At 67.1% G+C, this 14,931-nt stretch carries 25 protein-coding genes; all 25 read left to right on the top strand.

The genetic code is table 11. From position 1 onward, the window contains the following. Nucleotides 1-445 precede the first annotated feature (445 nt). The 25 genes from rpsJ (at nt 446) to ACH3VR_RS17305 (ending at nt 14,769) form a co-directional block, all read left to right on the top strand. Nucleotides 446-754 carry a 30S ribosomal protein S10 gene (gene rpsJ, locus ACH3VR_RS17425; protein WP_013584016.1) on the top strand — a complete coding sequence of 103 codons (309 nt, stop codon included), beginning with the start codon at nt 446-448 and terminating at the stop codon, nt 752-754. Between the two features lie 11 nt (nt 755-765). Further along, nucleotides 766-1,425 carry a 50S ribosomal protein L3 gene (gene rplC / locus ACH3VR_RS17420; RefSeq protein WP_133540938.1) on the top strand — a complete coding sequence of 220 codons (660 nt, stop codon included), beginning with the start codon at nt 766-768 and terminating at the stop codon, nt 1,423-1,425. A gap of 4 nt (nt 1,426-1,429) precedes the next feature. Further along, nucleotides 1,430-2,092: a 50S ribosomal protein L4 gene (rplD, locus tag ACH3VR_RS17415; RefSeq protein ID WP_397557583.1), complete on the top strand. Its 663-nt coding sequence runs from the start codon at nt 1,430-1,432 to the stop codon at nt 2,090-2,092. Further along, nucleotides 2,089-2,388, top strand: coding sequence for a 50S ribosomal protein L23 (gene rplW / locus ACH3VR_RS17410; protein ID WP_397557582.1), 300 nt, complete (start codon nt 2,089-2,091; stop codon nt 2,386-2,388). The genes rplD and rplW overlap by 4 nt, the downstream gene beginning before the upstream one ends. A 26-nt stretch (nt 2,389-2,414) precedes the next feature. Continuing rightward, complete coding sequence (gene rplB / locus ACH3VR_RS17405) at nt 2,415-3,254, top strand: 50S ribosomal protein L2 (protein ID WP_397557581.1); 840 nt, start codon at nt 2,415-2,417, stop codon at nt 3,252-3,254. A 12-nt stretch (nt 3,255-3,266) separates the two neighbouring features. Further along, nucleotides 3,267-3,548: a 30S ribosomal protein S19 gene (rpsS, locus tag ACH3VR_RS17400; protein WP_045275479.1), complete on the top strand. Its 282-nt coding sequence runs from the start codon at nt 3,267-3,269 to the stop codon at nt 3,546-3,548. Nucleotides 3,549-3,569: 21 nt separating this feature from the next. Beyond that, entirely contained in the window at nt 3,570-3,971 is a 402-nt protein-coding gene (gene rplV, locus ACH3VR_RS17395) for a 50S ribosomal protein L22 (protein WP_165125240.1), read from the top strand. Further along, on the top strand, nt 3,971-4,732 hold the full coding sequence (rpsC, locus tag ACH3VR_RS17390; protein WP_397557580.1) for a 30S ribosomal protein S3: 762 nt from the start codon (nt 3,971-3,973) through the stop codon (nt 4,730-4,732). The genes rplV and rpsC overlap by 1 nt, the downstream gene beginning before the upstream one ends. Then, nucleotides 4,732-5,151 (top strand): 50S ribosomal protein L16, encoded by a 420-nt coding sequence (gene rplP, locus ACH3VR_RS17385; RefSeq protein WP_133540925.1) that lies wholly within the window; start codon nt 4,732-4,734, stop codon nt 5,149-5,151. The genes rpsC and rplP overlap by 1 nt, the downstream gene beginning before the upstream one ends. Then, nucleotides 5,151-5,465 (top strand): 50S ribosomal protein L29, encoded by a 315-nt coding sequence (gene rpmC / locus ACH3VR_RS17380; RefSeq protein ID WP_345801532.1) that lies wholly within the window; start codon nt 5,151-5,153, stop codon nt 5,463-5,465. The genes rplP and rpmC overlap by 1 nt, the downstream gene beginning before the upstream one ends. Then, entirely contained in the window at nt 5,465-5,779 is a 315-nt protein-coding gene (gene rpsQ, locus ACH3VR_RS17375) for a 30S ribosomal protein S17 (RefSeq protein ID WP_397557579.1), read from the top strand. The genes rpmC and rpsQ overlap by 1 nt, the downstream gene beginning before the upstream one ends. A gap of 34 nt (nt 5,780-5,813) precedes the next feature. Further along, nucleotides 5,814-6,182: a 50S ribosomal protein L14 gene (gene rplN / locus ACH3VR_RS17370; RefSeq protein ID WP_262872419.1), complete on the top strand. Its 369-nt coding sequence runs from the start codon at nt 5,814-5,816 to the stop codon at nt 6,180-6,182. A gap of 2 nt (nt 6,183-6,184) precedes the next feature. Beyond that, nucleotides 6,185-6,544: a 50S ribosomal protein L24 gene (gene rplX / locus ACH3VR_RS17365; RefSeq protein ID WP_345801535.1), complete on the top strand. Its 360-nt coding sequence runs from the start codon at nt 6,185-6,187 to the stop codon at nt 6,542-6,544. A gap of 2 nt (nt 6,545-6,546) precedes the next feature. Then, a complete protein-coding gene (rplE, locus tag ACH3VR_RS17360) occupies nt 6,547-7,137 on the top strand; it encodes a 50S ribosomal protein L5 (RefSeq protein ID WP_397557578.1) in 591 nt (196 codons plus the stop codon). A gap of 117 nt (nt 7,138-7,254) precedes the next feature. Beyond that, nucleotides 7,255-7,653: a 30S ribosomal protein S8 gene (gene rpsH / locus ACH3VR_RS17355; protein ID WP_397557577.1), complete on the top strand. Its 399-nt coding sequence runs from the start codon at nt 7,255-7,257 to the stop codon at nt 7,651-7,653. Nucleotides 7,654-7,659: 6 nt separating this feature from the next. After that, a complete protein-coding gene (gene rplF / locus ACH3VR_RS17350; RefSeq protein WP_397557576.1) occupies nt 7,660-8,196 on the top strand; it encodes a 50S ribosomal protein L6 in 537 nt (178 codons plus the stop codon). A gap of 2 nt (nt 8,197-8,198) precedes the next feature. Then, complete coding sequence (gene rplR, locus ACH3VR_RS17345) at nt 8,199-8,558, top strand: 50S ribosomal protein L18 (RefSeq protein WP_397557575.1); 360 nt, start codon at nt 8,199-8,201, stop codon at nt 8,556-8,558. After that, nucleotides 8,555-9,238, top strand: a complete 684-nt coding sequence (rpsE, locus tag ACH3VR_RS17340; RefSeq protein WP_397557574.1) for a 30S ribosomal protein S5 — start codon at nt 8,555-8,557, stop codon at nt 9,236-9,238. Before rplR ends, rpsE begins: the two co-directional genes overlap by 4 nt. Further along, nucleotides 9,238-9,423 (top strand): 50S ribosomal protein L30, encoded by a 186-nt coding sequence (gene rpmD / locus ACH3VR_RS17335; RefSeq protein WP_023954062.1) that lies wholly within the window; start codon nt 9,238-9,240, stop codon nt 9,421-9,423. Before rpsE ends, rpmD begins: the two co-directional genes overlap by 1 nt. Beyond that, nucleotides 9,423-9,983, top strand: a complete 561-nt coding sequence (gene rplO / locus ACH3VR_RS17330; RefSeq protein ID WP_397557573.1) for a 50S ribosomal protein L15 — start codon at nt 9,423-9,425, stop codon at nt 9,981-9,983. Before rpmD ends, rplO begins: the two co-directional genes overlap by 1 nt. A 146-nt stretch (nt 9,984-10,129) precedes the next feature. Then, on the top strand, nt 10,130-11,455 hold the full coding sequence (gene secY / locus ACH3VR_RS17325) for a preprotein translocase subunit SecY (RefSeq protein WP_397557572.1): 1,326 nt from the start codon (nt 10,130-10,132) through the stop codon (nt 11,453-11,455). After that, entirely contained in the window at nt 11,452-12,057 is a 606-nt protein-coding gene (locus tag ACH3VR_RS17320; protein ID WP_397557571.1) for an adenylate kinase, read from the top strand. Before secY ends, ACH3VR_RS17320 begins: the two co-directional genes overlap by 4 nt. 1 nt (nt 12,058) lies before the next feature. Continuing rightward, the gene (gene map, locus ACH3VR_RS17315; RefSeq protein ID WP_397557570.1) at nt 12,059-12,895 is read left to right on the top strand and encodes a type I methionyl aminopeptidase; all 837 of its coding nucleotides are present in this window, start codon (nt 12,059-12,061) and stop codon (nt 12,893-12,895) included. A gap of 11 nt (nt 12,896-12,906) precedes the next feature. After that, nucleotides 12,907-13,590, top strand: a complete 684-nt coding sequence (locus ACH3VR_RS17310) for a DsbA family protein (RefSeq protein WP_397557569.1) — start codon at nt 12,907-12,909, stop codon at nt 13,588-13,590. A 159-nt stretch (nt 13,591-13,749) separates the two neighbouring features. After that, nucleotides 13,750-14,769, top strand: coding sequence for a hypothetical protein (locus tag ACH3VR_RS17305; RefSeq protein WP_397557568.1), 1,020 nt, complete (start codon nt 13,750-13,752; stop codon nt 14,767-14,769). The last annotated feature ends 162 nt before the right edge of the window (nt 14,770-14,931 follow it).

The following is a 14,931-nucleotide window of genomic DNA, read 5'->3' as shown; positions in this document are numbered from 1 at the left end:
AGCGCGACCGCCCCTCCTCGCTGTCGCGGCATCCATCGCCCTGAGAAGGAGCCGTGCATACCCGAACGCGACACGCCCGGGTTTGCGACACGCCCGGGCGACCCGTAGACTAGTCAGGTTCCACACTCCGGTGCCCCTCTTGGCGTGCGCCGGATCACTGCCAGGCAGTGCATAGGCCGCGCGAACGCGTGAAGACCTAGGCCGCGGGCAGCAGAACAGCAAATCCGAAACCCACACGCTGCGGGCGCTTGCGTCCGCGTGTGCGTGCGGGAGCGGAGCCGGATGCCACGGCATCAGGTTTGACAGCAGAACAGCGGTGCAGCATCCATCGGCCGCGCTCGAACAGAGCAGCCGGTGAAGAAGTGCCCAGGCGCCCCGCGAACGCGGAGCGTCACGTGCGTCCGATGCCCCAGAGGTAAGACGCGGAAAGAGAGTGAGCAGACAAATGGCGGGACAGAAGATCCGCATTCGCCTGAAGTCGTACGACCACGCCGGCCTCGACTCGTCGGCGCGCAAGATCGTCGACACCGTGACCCGTGCGGGCGCGACCGTCGTGGGCCCCGTGCCCCTTCCGACCGAGAAGAACGTCGTGTGCGTCATCCGGTCGCCCCACAAGTACAAGGACAGCCGCGAGCACTTCGAGATGCGCACCCACAAGCGTCTGATCGACATCATCGACCCGACGCCCAAGGCCGTCGACTCGCTGATGCGCCTCGACCTGCCGGCCGACGTCAACATCGAGATCAAGCTCTGAGGACGACGACCATGGCACACATCAACGAAAAGGTCTCCAAGGGCCTCCTCGGCACCAAGCTCGGCATGACCCAGGTGTGGAACGAGAACGGCAAGCTCGTTCCCGTCACCGTCATCGAGATCGCGCCGAACGTGGTCACCCAGGTCCGCACGCCCGAGAAGGACGGCTACAACGCCGTGCAGATCGCGGCCGGCCAGATCGACCCCCGCAAGGTGAACAAGCCCCTCACGGCCCACTTCGAGGCCGCAGGCGTGACGCCTCGCCGCCACCTCACCGAGATCCGCACGGCGGACGCTGCTGACTACTCACTCGGTCAGGAGCTCACGGTGGACGGCGTGTTCGAGGCCGGCCAGCTCGTCGACGTCGTCGGCACGAGCAAGGGCAAGGGCACCGCGGGTGTCATGAAGCGCCACAACTTCAAGGGTGTCTCCGCTTCGCACGGTGCGCACCGCAATCACCGCAAGCCCGGTTCGATCGGCGCCTCGTCGACCCCGAGCCGCGTCTTCAAGGGCATGCGCATGGCCGGCCGTATGGGTGGCGAGCGCGTGACCGTCCTCAACCTCACGGTGCACGCCGTCGACGCCGAGAAGGGTCTGCTGCTCGTCAAGGGCGCCGTCCCCGGTGCGCGCGGCCGCATCGTCTACGTCCGCAACGCAGTGAAGGGTGCCTGATCTCATGGCTGACTCGACTCTCGCGCTCGACGTCCTGAAGGCCGACGGCAAGAAGGCCGGCTCCGTGGAGCTGCCCGCCGCGCTCTTCGACGTCAAGACGAACATCCCGCTGATCCACCAGGTCGTCGTCGCGCAGCGCGCGGCGGCTCGCCAGGGCACCCACTCGACCAAGCGTCGCGGTGAGGTCTCGGGCGCCGGCCGCAAGCCCTTCAAGCAGAAGGGCACGGGTAACGCCCGCCAGGGCTCGATCCGCGCGCCGCACATGACCGGCGGTGGCATCGTCCACGGCCCGAAGCCGCGCGACTACTCGCAGCGCACGCCCAAGAAGATGATCGCGGCCGCCCTCCTGGGTGCGCTCAGCGACCGTGCTCGCGGCGAGCGTCTGCACGTCGTGGAGTCCTTCGGCATCGAGGGTGCGCCCTCGACGAAGGCCGCTTCCGCCGTGCTCGCCGGTTTCGGCGCCATCAAGAACGTGCTGGTCGTCATCGACCGCGACGACGAGCTCAGCATCCTGAGCGTGCGCAACCTCGCGTACGTCCACGTGCTGTCGTTCGACCAGCTCAACGCCTACGACGTGCTCGTCTCGGACGACATCGTCTTCACCAAGGCCGCCTACGACGCGTTCGTCGCGTCGAAGACGAGCGCCACCGAGGAGGTCTCGGCATGACCGCCGTGAACAAGGACCCGCGCGACATCATCCTGAAGCCGGTCGTCTCGGAGAAGAGCTACGGGCTCATCGACGAGGGCAAGTACACGTTCCTCGTGGACACCCGTGCCTCGAAGACCGAGATCAAGCTCGCGATCGAGAAGATCTTCGGCGTCAAGGTGGCCGCGGTCAACACGCTCAACCGCGTCGGCAAGGCCCGCCGCACCCGCTTCGGCACGGGCAAGCGCAAGGACACCAAGCGCGCCATCGTGACGCTCAAGTCGGGCACCATCGACATCTTCACGGCAGTCGGCTGACGGTCGGGACAGAGGACTAGAGAACTATGGCTATTCGCAAGTACAAGCCCACGACCCCCGGTCGCCGCGGCTCGTCGGTCGCTGACTTCGCCGAGATCACCCGATCGACGCCCGAGAAGTCGCTGCTCCGCCCGCTCGCCAAGACCGGTGGCCGCAACAACCAGGGCCGCATCACCACCCGCCACATCGGCGGTGGCCACAAGCGCCAGTACCGCGTCATCGACTTCCGTCGCAACGACAAGGACGGCGTCGACGCGAAGGTCGCTCACATCGAGTACGACCCCAACCGCACCGCGCGCATCGCGCTCCTGCACTACTTCGACGGCGAGAAGCGCTACATCCTCGCGCCGAACAAGCTGTCGCAGGGCGACGTCGTCGAGTCGGGTCCCGGCGCCGACATCAAGCCCGGCAACAACCTGCCGCTGCGCAACATCCCCACGGGTACGGTCATCCACGCGATCGAGCTCCGTCCCGGCGGCGGCGCCAAGCTCGCCCGCTCGGCGGGCACCTCGGTGCGTCTCGTCGCCAAGGACGGCCCCTACGCCCAGCTGCGTCTCCCCTCGGGCGAGATCCGCAACGTCGACGCGCGCTGCCGCGCGACGATCGGCGAGGTCGGCAACGCCGAGCAGTCGAACATCAACTGGGGCAAGGCCGGCCGCAACCGCTGGAAGGGCATCCGCCCGACCGTCCGCGGTGTCGCCATGAACCCGGTCGACCACCCGCACGGTGGTGGTGAGGGCAAGACCTCCGGTGGACGTCACCCCGTCTCTCCTTGGGGCCAGGCTGAGGGTCGCACCCGCCACGCCAACAAGGAAAGCGACAAGTACATCGTCCGTCGTCGCAACGCCGGCAAGAAGCGCAAGTAGGAGTAGAGGAAGATGCCTCGTAGCCTTAAGAAGGGCCCCTTCGTCGACGAGCACCTGCTTCGCAAGGTCGTCGTCCAGAACGAAGCCGGCACCAAGAACGTCATCAAGACCTGGTCGCGTCGCTCGATGATCATCCCCGCGATGCTCGGCCACACGATCGCCGTCCACGACGGTCGCAAGCACATCCCCGTGTTCGTGAGCGAGACCATGGTCGGCCACAAGCTGGGCGAGTTCGCGCCCACCCGCACCTTCCGCGGCCACGTGAAGGACGACAAGAAGGGCCGTCGCCGCTAAGGCGACCAGGAGGAGAGAGAAATGGTGGAGTCCATCGCACGCGTGCGACACATCCGCGTGACCCCTCAGAAGGCTCGTCGTGTCGTCGCCCTCATCAAGGGCAAGCAGGCTCAGGAGGCCCTGGCCATCCTGAAGTTCGCGCCGCAGAGCGCGAGCGAGCCGATCTACAAGCTCGTTGCTTCGGCGATCGCCAACGCGCGGGTCAAGGCCGACCAGGTGAACGAGTACCTGGACGAGCAGGACCTGTACGTGGCCAACGCGTACGTCGACGAGGGCACGACGCTCAAGCGTTTCCAGCCCCGTGCCCAGGGTCGCGCGTTCCAGATCAAGAAGCGCACGAGCCACATCACGGTCGTGCTCTCGACGCCGGAGACCGCTGAGGCGGCTCCCGCGGCCAAGACCAGCAAGAAGGCGAGCAAGTAATGGGACAGAAGGTAAACCCGTACGGCTTCCGCCTCGGCATCACCACGGACCACGTGTCGCGGTGGTTCTCGGACTCGACGAAGCCGGGCCAGCGCTACGCCGACTACGTCGCCGAGGACATCCGGATCCGCAAGCTCCTGCAGACGCAGCTCGACCGCGCCGGCGTGAGCAACATCGAGATCGAGCGCACGCGTGACCGCGTCCGCGTCGACATCCACACGGCCCGTCCGGGCATCGTGATCGGCCGCCGCGGCGCCGAGGCCGAGCGCATCCGCGCCGACCTCGAGAAGCTCACCGGCAAGCAGATCCAGCTGAACATCCTCGAGGTCAAGAACCCCGAGGCCGACGCCCAGCTCGTCGCGCAGGGCATCGCCGAGCAGCTCTCGGCTCGTGTGGCGTTCCGCCGCGCGATGCGCAAGGGTCTGCAGGGCGCGCAGCGTGCCGGCGCCAAGGGCGTCCGCATCCAGGTCTCCGGCCGCCTCGGCGGCGCCGAGATGAGCCGCTCGGAGTTCTACCGCGAGGGTCGTGTGCCGCTGCACACGCTGCGCGCGAACATCGACTACGGCTTCTACGAGGCGAAGACCACCTTCGGCCGCATCGGCGTGAAGGTCTGGATCTACAAGGGCGACCTCACCAACAAGGAACTGGCTCGCGAGCAGGCCAACGCGCCCAAGTCGGACCGTCGTCGTGACGACCGTGGCGGCGACCGCCGTCGTGGGCCCCGCAACGAGGCCCCCGTGGCAGAAGGAGCGTCGGCGTAATGCTCATCCCTCGTAAGGTCAAGCACCGCAAGCAGCACCACCCCGGCCGTTCCGGTCAGGCGACCGGCGGCACGAAGGTCAGCTTCGGCGAGTTCGGCATCCAGGCCCTCACGCCCGCGTACGTGACGAACCGTCAGATCGAGTCCGCTCGTATCGCGATGACCCGTCACATCAAGCGTGGCGGCAAGGTGTGGATCAACATCTACCCCGACCGTCCCCTCACGAAGAAGCCCGCCGAAACCCGCATGGGTTCGGGTAAGGGTTCGCCCGAGTGGTGGGTCGCAAACGTCAAGCCGGGTCGCGTCCTCTTCGAGGTCGCCGGCGTCAACGAGCAGCTCGCTCGCGAGGCGCTCACCCGTGCCATCCACAAGCTGCCCCTGAAGGCACGCATCATCAAGCGCGAGGAGGGCGACGCGTAATGGCGATCGGCACCAAGCAGCTCGCCCCGAGCGAGCTCGACACGTTCGAAGACCAGCGCCTCGTCGAGGAGCTGCGCAAGGCCAAGGAAGAGCTGTTCAACCTGCGCTTCCAGTCGGCCACCGGCCAGCTCGAGAGCCACGGCCGCATCCGTGCGGTCAAGCGCGACATCGCGCGGCTCTACACCGTGATCCGTGAGCGCGAGCTCGGCATCCGTGCCACGCCCGCGCCGCTCGAGGTCGCGACGAAGGCGAAGAAGAGCAAGGCCAAGAAGGCGGATGCCGCTGACGAGGCCGTGAAGGAAGAGGCCGAGTGATGGCTGACAAGAAGCAGACCGAAGAGGTCGAGCACGGCGAGCACGACGTCCGCGACGTCAACGCCCGTGGCTATCGCAAGGCCCGCCGCGGCTACGTCGTGAGCGACAAGATGGACAAGACGATCGTCGTCGAGGTCGAGGACCGCGTGAAGCACCCCCTCTACGGCAAGGTCATCCGTCGCACGTCGAAGGTCAAGGCGCACGACGAGGGAAACACCGCCGGCATCGGCGACCTCGTCCTCATCAACGAGACCCGTCCGCTGAGCGCGACCAAGCGCTGGCGTCTGGTCGAGATCCTCGAGAAGGCCAAGTAAGGCCCCGGCCTTCTTGGAACCCAAGGAGTAAGAAGTGATTCAGACCGAATCCCGCCTCAAGGTCGCCGACAACACCGGCGCCAAGGAGCTGCTCACGATCCGTGTGCTCGGCGGCTCCAACCGGCGCTACGCAGGCCTGGGCGACGTCATCGTCGCCACGGTCAAGGACGCGATCCCCGGCGGCAACGTCAAGAAGGGCGATGTGGTCAAGGCCGTCATCGTCCGCACCGTCAAGCAGACGCGCCGTCCCGACGGCTCGTACATCAAGTTCGACGAGAACGCCGCCGTCATCCTGAAGAACGACGGGGAGCCCCGCGGCACCCGCATCTTCGGACCGGTCGGCCGTGAGCTTCGCGACAAGAAGTTCATGAAGATCGTCTCGCTCGCCCCGGAGGTCATCTGATCATGGCGAAGATCAAGAAGGGTGACCTGGTTCAGGTCATCTCGGGCCCCAAGCCCGAGCGCGGCGGCGACCGCGGCAAGCAGGGCAAGGTCCTCGAGGTCCTGACCGAGCAGAACCGCGTCATCGTCGAGGGCGTCAACTACGTCACGAAGCACAACCGCGTCGGCCAGACCCAGCGCGGCACCAAGACCGGTGGCATCGAGACGTTCGAGGCCCCCATCCACATCTCCAACGTCGCTCTCGTCGACCCCTCGACCAAGAAGCCGACCCGCGTCGGCCACCGCGTCGAGGAGAAGACGAAGGACGGCGTGAAGCGCACCGTCCGCGTGCGCTACGCGAAGAAGTCAGGCAAGGACCTCTGAATATGAGCACCGCCACTGCCGTGGAGGCTGGCAAGATCCAGCCCCGCCTCAAGCAGAAGTACAACAGCGAGATCAAGAAGGCGCTGCAGGAGGAGTTCGGCTACGCCAACGTCATGCAGATCCCCGGTCTCGTCAAGGTCGTCGTCAACACCGGCGTCGGCGAGGCTGCTCGTGACAGCAAGGTGATCGATGGTGCGGTCGAGGACCTCACCAAGATCACGGGCCAGAAGCCCGTCGTCACGAAGGCCCGCAAGTCGATCGCGCAGTTCAAGCTGCGCGAGGGCCAGGCGATCGGCGCGCACGTCACCCTCCGTGGCGACCGCGCGTGGGAGTTCATCGACCGCCTCGTCAACCTCGCCCTGCCCCGCATCCGCGACTTCCGCGGCCTGTCGGGCAAGCAGTTCGACGGCCACGGCAACTACACCTTCGGTCTCCAGGAGCAGTCCGTGTTCCACGAGATCAACCAGGACAAGATCGACCGCGTGCGCGGCTTCGACATCACGATCGTCACCACGGCGGCGACGGATGCCGAGGGCCGGGCGCTGCTGCGTCACCTGGGCTTCCCCTTCCGGAGCGAAGACCAGCAGGCCTGAACCCGGATGCCCCGGCCCCGGGCCGGGGCATCCGCTCCACAACTGAACATCGCATCTCATAGAAGGTCGACTGTCGTGTAACGGCAGCCGAAACCTCGTGAACGAAGGAATCAAGAAATGACAATGACAGACCCGGTCGCAGACATGCTGACCCGTCTGCGCAACGCGAACTCGGCGCACCACGACTCCGTTTCGCTGCCGAGCTCGAAGCTCAAGTCGCACATCGCGGAGATCCTCAAGCAGGAGGGCTACATCTCCGCCTGGGAGATCACCGACGCCCGTGTCGGCCAGACGCTCACGCTGACTCTCAAGTACGGCCCGAACCGCGAGCGGTCGATCGCCGGCATCAAGCGCGTCTCGAAGCCCGGACTCCGCGTCTACGCGAAGTCGAGCGAGATCCCCAAGGTCCTCGGTGGCCTCGGCGTCGCCATCCTGTCCACCTCCTCCGGTCTTCTCACCGACCGCCAGGCCGAGTCGAAGGGCGTGGGTGGGGAAGTCCTCGCCTACGTGTGGTGATCTGACATGTCGCGAATCGGACGTCTCCCGATCGACATCCCCGCCGGCGTGACCGTTTCGGTCGAGGGCCAGGATGTCGCGGTCAAGGGCCCCAAGGGCGAGCTCTCGCTCAGCGTGGCGCGCCCCATCGAAGTCAAGGTCGAGGAGGGCCAGGTGCTCGTCACCCGCCCCGACGACGAGCGCGAGTCGCGTTCGCTCCACGGCCTGACCCGCACGCTCATCAGCAACAACATCATCGGTGTGACCCAGGGCTACTCCAAGGGCCTCGAGGTCGTCGGCACCGGTTACCGCGTCGCCCAGAAGGGCACGGCGGTCGAGTTCGCCCTCGGCTTCTCGCACCCCGTTCTCATCGAGGCGCCCGCCGGCATCACGCTGACGGTCGAGGGCAACAACAAGCTCACGGTCAGCGGCATCGACAAGCAGGCTGTCGGCGAAGCCGCGGCCAACATCCGCAAGATCCGCAAGCCCGAGCCGTACAAGGGCAAGGGTGTGCGCTACGCCGGCGAGGTCGTCCGGCGCAAGGCCGGAAAGGCTGGTAAGTAACCATGGCCGTGAAGACGAAGTCCGACGCCCGTGCGCGTCGTCACGCCCGCCTTCGCAAGAAGGTCGTCGGCACCACCGAGCGTCCCCGCCTGGTCGTGACCCGTTCCTCGCGTCACGTGTTCGTGCAGCTCGTCGACGACAGCAAGGGCCACACTGTGGCCTCGGCCTCGACGCTCGAGACCGACCTGCGCGCCTCCGGCGACGACAAGACGGCCAAGGCCCGCAAGGTCGGCGAGCTCCTCGCCGAGCGCGCGAAGGCCGCCGGCGTCTCGGACGTGGTGTTCGACCGCGGTGGCAACCGCTACGCGGGCCGTGTCGCGGCGATCGCCGACGGCGCCCGTGAGGGAGGTCTGAACCTGTGAGTGAGATCAAGGAGAACAACGTGACCGAGCAGGCTGCCACCGAGGCGCCGGCCGAGGCGGCTGCGACCACCGAGCGGGAGCGCGAGCCCCGTCGCGGCGGCCGCGAGCGCAACCCGAACCGCGACCGCGGCGGTCGTGACCGCAGCGAGAGCCAGTTCCTCGAGCGCGTCGTCACCATCAACCGCGTGTCGAAGGTCGTCAAGGGCGGTCGTCGCTTCAGCTTCACGGCGCTCGTCGTCGTGGGCGATGGCAACGGCGTCGTCGGCGTCGGCTACGGCAAGGCCCGTGAGGTCCCCCTGGCGATCTCGAAGGGTGTCGAAGAGGCCAAGCGCAACTTCTTCCGCGTGCCTCGCGCAGGCGTCACGATCCCCCACCCCGTCCAGGGTGAGGCCGCTGCGGGCGTCGTCCTGCTGCGTCCCGCTGCTGCCGGTACGGGTGTCATCGCGGGTGGCCCCGTGCGCGCCGTGCTCGAGTGCGCCGGCATCCACGACGTCCTGTCGAAGTCGCTCGGCTCGTCGAACACGATCAACATCGTGCACGCGACGGTCGACGCCCTGAAGCAGCTCGAGGAGCCCCGTGCGGTCGCCGCGCGTCGTGGCCTCGAGTTCGACCAGGTCGCCCCCGCCCGTCTCGTCCGCGCCGAGGCTGAGGCCGCGGCCGCAGTGAAGGCAGGTGTCTGATGGCTGCGCGCCTGAAGGTTACCCAGGTCAAGTCCAAGGTGAGCGAGAAGCAGAACCAGCGCGACACGCTGCGTTCGCTCGGTCTCAAGCGGATCGGCGACTCGGTCGTCCGTCCCGACGACGCGCAGACGCGCGGCTACGTCAAGACCGTCGCGCACCTCGTCAAGGTTGAGGAGATCGACTGATGGCTGAGAAGAACGAAGCCGTCGAGGCCGAGAAGGCCCCGAAGAAGGCCGCCGCCAAGAAGTCGGCTGCCGAGAAGGCCCCCAAGGCCGACACCAAGAAGAAGGATGCTCCCGCAGCGCGCCCCGGCGTGCTCAAGGTGCACCACCTCCGTCCCGTCCCCGGTGCCAACACCGCCAAGACCCGCGTGGGTCGCGGTGAGGGCTCGAAGGGCAAGACGGCCGGCCGTGGCACCAAGGGCACGAAGGCCCGCTACCAGGTGCGCGCCGGCTTCGAGGGTGGTCAGATGCCGCTCCACATGCGTACGCCGAAGCTGCGCGGGTTCAAGAACCCGTTCCGTGTCGAGTACCAGGTGGTCAACCTCGAGAAGCTCGCCGAGCTCTACCCGGCCGGCGGCGACGTGACGGTCACCGACCTCGTCGCCAAGGGCGCCGTTCGCAAGAACGAGAAGGTCAAGGTGCTCGGCACCGGCGACATCGCCGTCAAGCTCAACGTGGCGGTCGACAAGGTCTCGGGTTCCGCCGAGCAGAAGATCGTCGCCGCGGGCGGCACCGTCAAGTAGTACCCAGCAGGGGTCGGAGCAACACTCTCCGGCCCCTGCTGTCGTCCCCAGGCGCAATCCCTCGCAACGTCGACGGTGACGCCCTGGGTTACTCTGGTTGACGGTGCGCCCTGTCGCGTTCCGGCATCCCTTCTGGAGGCATCCTCTTGTTCAGCGCAATCGCGCGGGTCTTCCGCACTCCCGACCTGCGGCGGAAGATCGCATTCACCCTGGCGATCATCGCCATCTATCGTCTCGGCGCGCACATCCCCGCACCGTTCGTGGACTTCCCGAACGTTCAGGAGTGTCTGCGCGAGCAGAGCGCCGGCACCGAAGGCCTGCTCTCGCTGGTCAACCTCTTCTCCGGCGGTGCGCTGCTGCAGCTGTCGATCTTCGCCCTCGGCGTCATGCCGTACATCACGGCGACGATCATCGTGCAGCTGCTGCGCGTCGTCATCCCGCACTTCGAGACCCTCTACAAGGAGGGCCAGGCGGGCCAGGCCAAGCTGACGCAGTACACCCGTTACCTGACGATCGCGCTCGCACTGCTGCAGTCGACGACGCTGGTGACGGTGGCCCGCAGCGGCCAGCTGTTCGGCACGACCGGCATCGCCGCGTGCGACCAGCTCCTCACCAACGACGTGTGGTGGGCCCAGCTGCTCATGATCATCACCATGACCGCCGGCACGGGCCTCATCATGTGGTTCGCCGAGCTCGTCACGGAGCGCGGCATCGGCAACGGCATGTCGATCCTCATCTTCACGTCGATCGCGGCCTCGTTCCCCGCGGCGATGTGGGCGATCTGGCAGTCGCGCGGCTTCGAGGTCTTCCTCCTCGTGCTCGCCGTCGGAGTGGTGGTCGTCGGGCTCGTCGTGTTCGTCGAACAATCGCAGCGCCGCATCCCGGTGCAGTACGCCAAGCGCATGGTGGGCCGTCGCACGTACGGCGGCACCAACACGTACATCCCGATCAAGGTGAACATGGCCGGTGTCGTGCCCGTCATCTTCGCCTCGTCGCTGCTGTACATCCCCGCGCTCATCGCACAGTTCAACCAGCCCAAGGCCGGTGAAGAGGTGCCCGCGTGGGTCGCGTGGATCCAGCTGTATCTCGTGCGCGGCGATCACCCGCTGTACATGATCCTGTACTTCCTGCTCATCGTCGGCTTCACGTACTTCTACGTCGCGATCACGTTCAACCCCGTCGAGGTCGCCGACAACATGAAGAAGTACGGCGGGTTCATCCCCGGCATCCGTGCGGGCCGTCCGACGGCGGAGTACCTCGACTATGTGCTCACGCGCATCACGCTTCCCGGCTCGATCTACCTCGGTCTCATCGCGCTGCTGCCCCTCGTGGCGCTCGCGACGGTCGGTGCCAGCCAGAACTTCCCGTTCGGCGGCACGTCGATCCTCATCATGGTCGGCGTCGGCCTCGAGACCGTGAAGCAGATCGACGCCCAGCTCCAGCAGCGACACTACGAAGGGCTTCTGCGATGACCTCACGTCCCGTCCGTCTTCTGATCGTCGGTCCTCAAGGCTCCGGAAAGGGCACACAGGGGGTCCGCATCGCGGAGACGCTCGGCATCCCGGTCATCTCGACCGGTGACGTGTTCCGCGCGAATGTCGCCGAGGGCACCGACCTCGGTCTGCAGGTCAAGAGCATCATCGACGCCGGTCAGCTCGTCCCCGACGAGCTGACCAGCGCCGTGGTCCGCGACCGCCTGTCGCAGCCTGACGCCCAGGGCGGCTTCCTGCTCGACGGCTACCCCCGCAACCTGCCGCAGGTCATGCACCTCGACGAGTTCCTGGAAGGCCGCGACGAGGCTCTCGACGCCGTCGTGGTGCTCGCCGTGCCGCGCGAGGAGAGCATCGCCCGCCTCGCGAAGCGCGCGCACGAGCAGGGCCGTGCCGACGACACCGACGAGGTGATCGCGGCGCGCCTGTCGATCTACGAGACCGAGACGGCGCCGATCCTCGGCGTCTACGGCACGCGCGGCATCGTCGACGAGGTCGACGGCGTCGGCACGCTCGACGAGATCACGGCTCGCATCATCGCGGCGCTCGAGGCCCGCGGGCTCGCGCGGCCCGCCGCCGCCTGACGTGGTCGCCCTGCGCCGCTCGATCTACAAGTCGCCCGCCCAGCTGCGGTCGATGATCGAGCCTGGGCTCATCACGGCCGCCACCCTCGATGCCGTCCGGGCGCTCATCGGACCGGGTGTGACGACGGATCAGCTGGATGCCGAAGCCTCCCGCGTCATCCGTTCGCGCGGGGCGCGCTCGAACTTCCAGCTCGTCCGCGGCTACCGCCACACGATCTGCGCCTCGGTCAACGAGCAGGTCGTGCACGGCATCCCGTCCTCGCGCGCGCTCGAGCCCGGCGACATCATCTCGATCGACGCCGGCGCGGAGTACAAGGGCTGGAACGGCGACTCGGCCTTCACCTTCGTGGTGCCCGACCCGTCGCGTCCCGACGTCGTCGCCGAGCGCGAGGAGCTCTCGCGCGTGACCGAGGGCTCGATGTGGGCCGGCATCGCCGCACTCGCCTCGGCGAAGCACCTCGCCGAGATCGGTGCCGCGATCGAGGGCCACATCGTCGACGCAGGTCACGGCTACGGCATCCTGCGGGATTACGTGGGGCACGGCATCGGTCGCAAGATGCACGAGTCGCCGTCGGTCTTCAACTACCGCGTGTTCGACCCGGGCCCCGAGATCCGGCCGGGCCTCGCACTCGCGATCGAGCCGATGGTCGTCATAGGCGACCAGGAGACACGAGTCGAGGACGACGGCTGGACCGTCTCGACGCTCGACGGCACGGCCGGTTCACATTGGGAACATAGTGTCGCCGTGCACGATGACGGTATCTGGGTGCTGACGGCGCCCGATGGCGGGAAGGCCGGACTCGCACCGTTCGGCGTCACTCCCGTGCCTGTGGGATAAGAGGGGAACGCATGGCTCAGCAGCAGCAGCGCAAGGTGAACTGGTTCGCGATCTGGATCAGCGTCGGTGTCGTCGTGGCGCTCGTCGTCGTGGCGGGACTGGTGATCTGGATGAACCAGGCATCGACCGCGCCGGGCGAGCCGCCGAAGGCGTCGAACATCAATGCCGAGACCGGCGCGATCGCGGTCGGCAGCGGGTCGAACACCCTCGACACGTACATCGACTTCATGTGCCCGATCTGCAACCAGTTCGAGCAGGCGTACGGCGACACGATCGAGGGTCTCGTCAACGACGGTTCGATGACGCTGAACATCCACCCCATCTCGATCCTCGACCGCTCGTCGCAGGGCACGCAGTACTCGACGCGCGCCGCGAACGCGATGTACTGCGTCGCGGTGTCCGATGCCGACAAGTCGCTGCCGTTCATGCAGGCGATGTACGCCAACCAGCCAGAAGAGGGCTCGACGGGCCTGACCGACGAGGAGATCCTCGGCATCGCGAAGGGCGTGGGCGTGACCGACATCGATTCGTGCGTCAACGACCAGAAGTACTCGAAGTACGTCACGACGATGACCGAGAAGACTCCCGTGAAGCCCGGCCAGAGCGGCATCGGCACGCCCACGGTGCTCCTGAACGGCGAGTTCGTGACGCTCTCGGGCGACCCGCAGGCCGACATCGTCGACAAGCTCCAGTAGCCGTTATCCCGAAACCACCGTTTGCTGCCCGAAACCACCCTCCCGTGAGGGTGGTTTCGGCGTCGCGGGGTCTTCTCCCCAGCAAGGTGCTCGCAGGACGGAGTGCACGGTTCGCGAGATCATTCCGGAGCGGCTGGATGCCGCGCCGCAAGCTCGAGCGTGGACTACGAATCGATCCGGGCAAAGGTGCTGCCGCACCACAGGCTCGAGGGTGCTGGATTGACGCGGAGCGGCCTCCGTCGAGCGCTCGAGGACGGAACATGGGTGCAGATCCATCGCGGGTGGTACGTCGCGGGCGAGCACTGGAAGGTGGCGTACGCCGAGGAGCGACATCTTCTCGCCGTGTTCGCAGCACATGAGGCCGCGCGAGGCGCCGGTCCCGTGTTCGCGATCGCGTCGGCCGGTGTGGCGTGGGAGCTGCCGCTCTTCCGGGTCTGGCCTCGCAGCGTGCACATCATCGGGCCGGCGAACGACGGCCAGGTGCGTCCCGGTCGACGAAGCGACCCCGACGGAATGACTCCGCCTCGCGTGGCGCATCATGACATCCCCATTCCAGACGAAGACGTGACGCAGCGGTGGGGTGTGGCATGCACAACGCTCGAGCGGACGGTGTACGACGTGATCCGGGTGTTCTCGCGAGAAGCCGCGGTCGCGTGCATGGATGCTGCGCTGCGGCGAATGGCCGCACCCAGCGGCGACGCCCGCGACTATGACGACGCGGACGCCGAGGAGTTCCGCGGCCGCGTCCGGGCGAGGATTGCCCAGAACGCCGGGGCCAGAGGCATCCGGCAGGCGCGATGGGTGTGCGAGTTCGGCGACGGCCGAGCCGAGCTCCCCGGGGAGAGCGTGAGCCGCGTGTATCTCAACGACTTGGGCTTTCGAGGCATCCGCACCCAGGTCCCCGTCCCGGGTCCGCGGGGTACCGACTATCGCGTCGACTTCGGGATAGAGGATGCCCTGGCGTGGGGAGAGTTCGACGGTGAGGGCAAGTACACCGATCCCGAGCTCCTCCGGGGGCGTACGCGCGAAGACGTCGTGCGTGAGGAGAAGGAGCGCGAGGACTGGATCCGCGCCACGACAGGACGTGGCTTCGGGCGCTGGCAGATGGCCCAGCTGGAGTCGCCGGAGACCCTGGGTGGACACCTCGCAGCGCTCGGCATCCGTCCCCGGCCCTCGTGACGGATGCCGAAACCACCCTCTCGTGCGCGAAACCATCGACTGGGGAGGGTGGTTTCGGCCATGAGAAGGTGGTTTCGGCGAAGCTGGCGAGCGGGGCGCGAACCGGGTTGCCGAGCCATCCGATATCACGTATGCTTGCTCTTTGGTGCGTTGCGCCTTTGT

Origin of the sequence: Microbacterium alkaliflavum (assembly GCF_044325405.1) — a bacterium.
Taxonomy (GTDB): Bacteria; Actinomycetota; Actinomycetes; order Actinomycetales; family Microbacteriaceae; genus Microbacterium; species Microbacterium alkaliflavum.
The sequence above is the reverse complement of the archived record's forward strand: the minus strand, read 5'-3'. Positions and strand labels throughout refer to the sequence as shown.

Coding starts and splice junctions, on each gene's coding strand:
- rpsJ (WP_013584016.1), top strand. CDS start 446: ATGGCGGGACAGAAGATCCGCATTCGCCTGAAGTCGTACGACCACGCC.
- rplC (WP_133540938.1), top strand. CDS start 766: ATGGCACACATCAACGAAAAGGTCTCCAAGGGCCTCCTCGGCACCAAG.
- rplD (WP_397557583.1), top strand. CDS start 1,430: ATGGCTGACTCGACTCTCGCGCTCGACGTCCTGAAGGCCGACGGCAAG.
- rplW (WP_397557582.1), top strand. CDS start 2,089: ATGACCGCCGTGAACAAGGACCCGCGCGACATCATCCTGAAGCCGGTC.
- rplB (WP_397557581.1), top strand. CDS start 2,415: ATGGCTATTCGCAAGTACAAGCCCACGACCCCCGGTCGCCGCGGCTCG.
- rpsS (WP_045275479.1), top strand. CDS start 3,267: ATGCCTCGTAGCCTTAAGAAGGGCCCCTTCGTCGACGAGCACCTGCTT.
- rplV (WP_165125240.1), top strand. CDS start 3,570: ATGGTGGAGTCCATCGCACGCGTGCGACACATCCGCGTGACCCCTCAG.
- rpsC (WP_397557580.1), top strand. CDS start 3,971: ATGGGACAGAAGGTAAACCCGTACGGCTTCCGCCTCGGCATCACCACG.
- rplP (WP_133540925.1), top strand. CDS start 4,732: ATGCTCATCCCTCGTAAGGTCAAGCACCGCAAGCAGCACCACCCCGGC.
- rpmC (WP_345801532.1), top strand. CDS start 5,151: ATGGCGATCGGCACCAAGCAGCTCGCCCCGAGCGAGCTCGACACGTTC.
- rpsQ (WP_397557579.1), top strand. CDS start 5,465: ATGGCTGACAAGAAGCAGACCGAAGAGGTCGAGCACGGCGAGCACGAC.
- rplX (WP_345801535.1), top strand. CDS start 6,185: ATGGCGAAGATCAAGAAGGGTGACCTGGTTCAGGTCATCTCGGGCCCC.
- rplE (WP_397557578.1), top strand. CDS start 6,547: ATGAGCACCGCCACTGCCGTGGAGGCTGGCAAGATCCAGCCCCGCCTC.
- rpsH (WP_397557577.1), top strand. CDS start 7,255: ATGACAATGACAGACCCGGTCGCAGACATGCTGACCCGTCTGCGCAAC.
- rplF (WP_397557576.1), top strand. CDS start 7,660: ATGTCGCGAATCGGACGTCTCCCGATCGACATCCCCGCCGGCGTGACC.
- rplR (WP_397557575.1), top strand. CDS start 8,199: ATGGCCGTGAAGACGAAGTCCGACGCCCGTGCGCGTCGTCACGCCCGC.
- rpmD (WP_023954062.1), top strand. CDS start 9,238: ATGGCTGCGCGCCTGAAGGTTACCCAGGTCAAGTCCAAGGTGAGCGAG.
- rplO (WP_397557573.1), top strand. CDS start 9,423: ATGGCTGAGAAGAACGAAGCCGTCGAGGCCGAGAAGGCCCCGAAGAAG.
- ACH3VR_RS17320 (WP_397557571.1), top strand. CDS start 11,452: ATGACCTCACGTCCCGTCCGTCTTCTGATCGTCGGTCCTCAAGGCTCC.
- ACH3VR_RS17310 (WP_397557569.1), top strand. CDS start 12,907: ATGGCTCAGCAGCAGCAGCGCAAGGTGAACTGGTTCGCGATCTGGATC.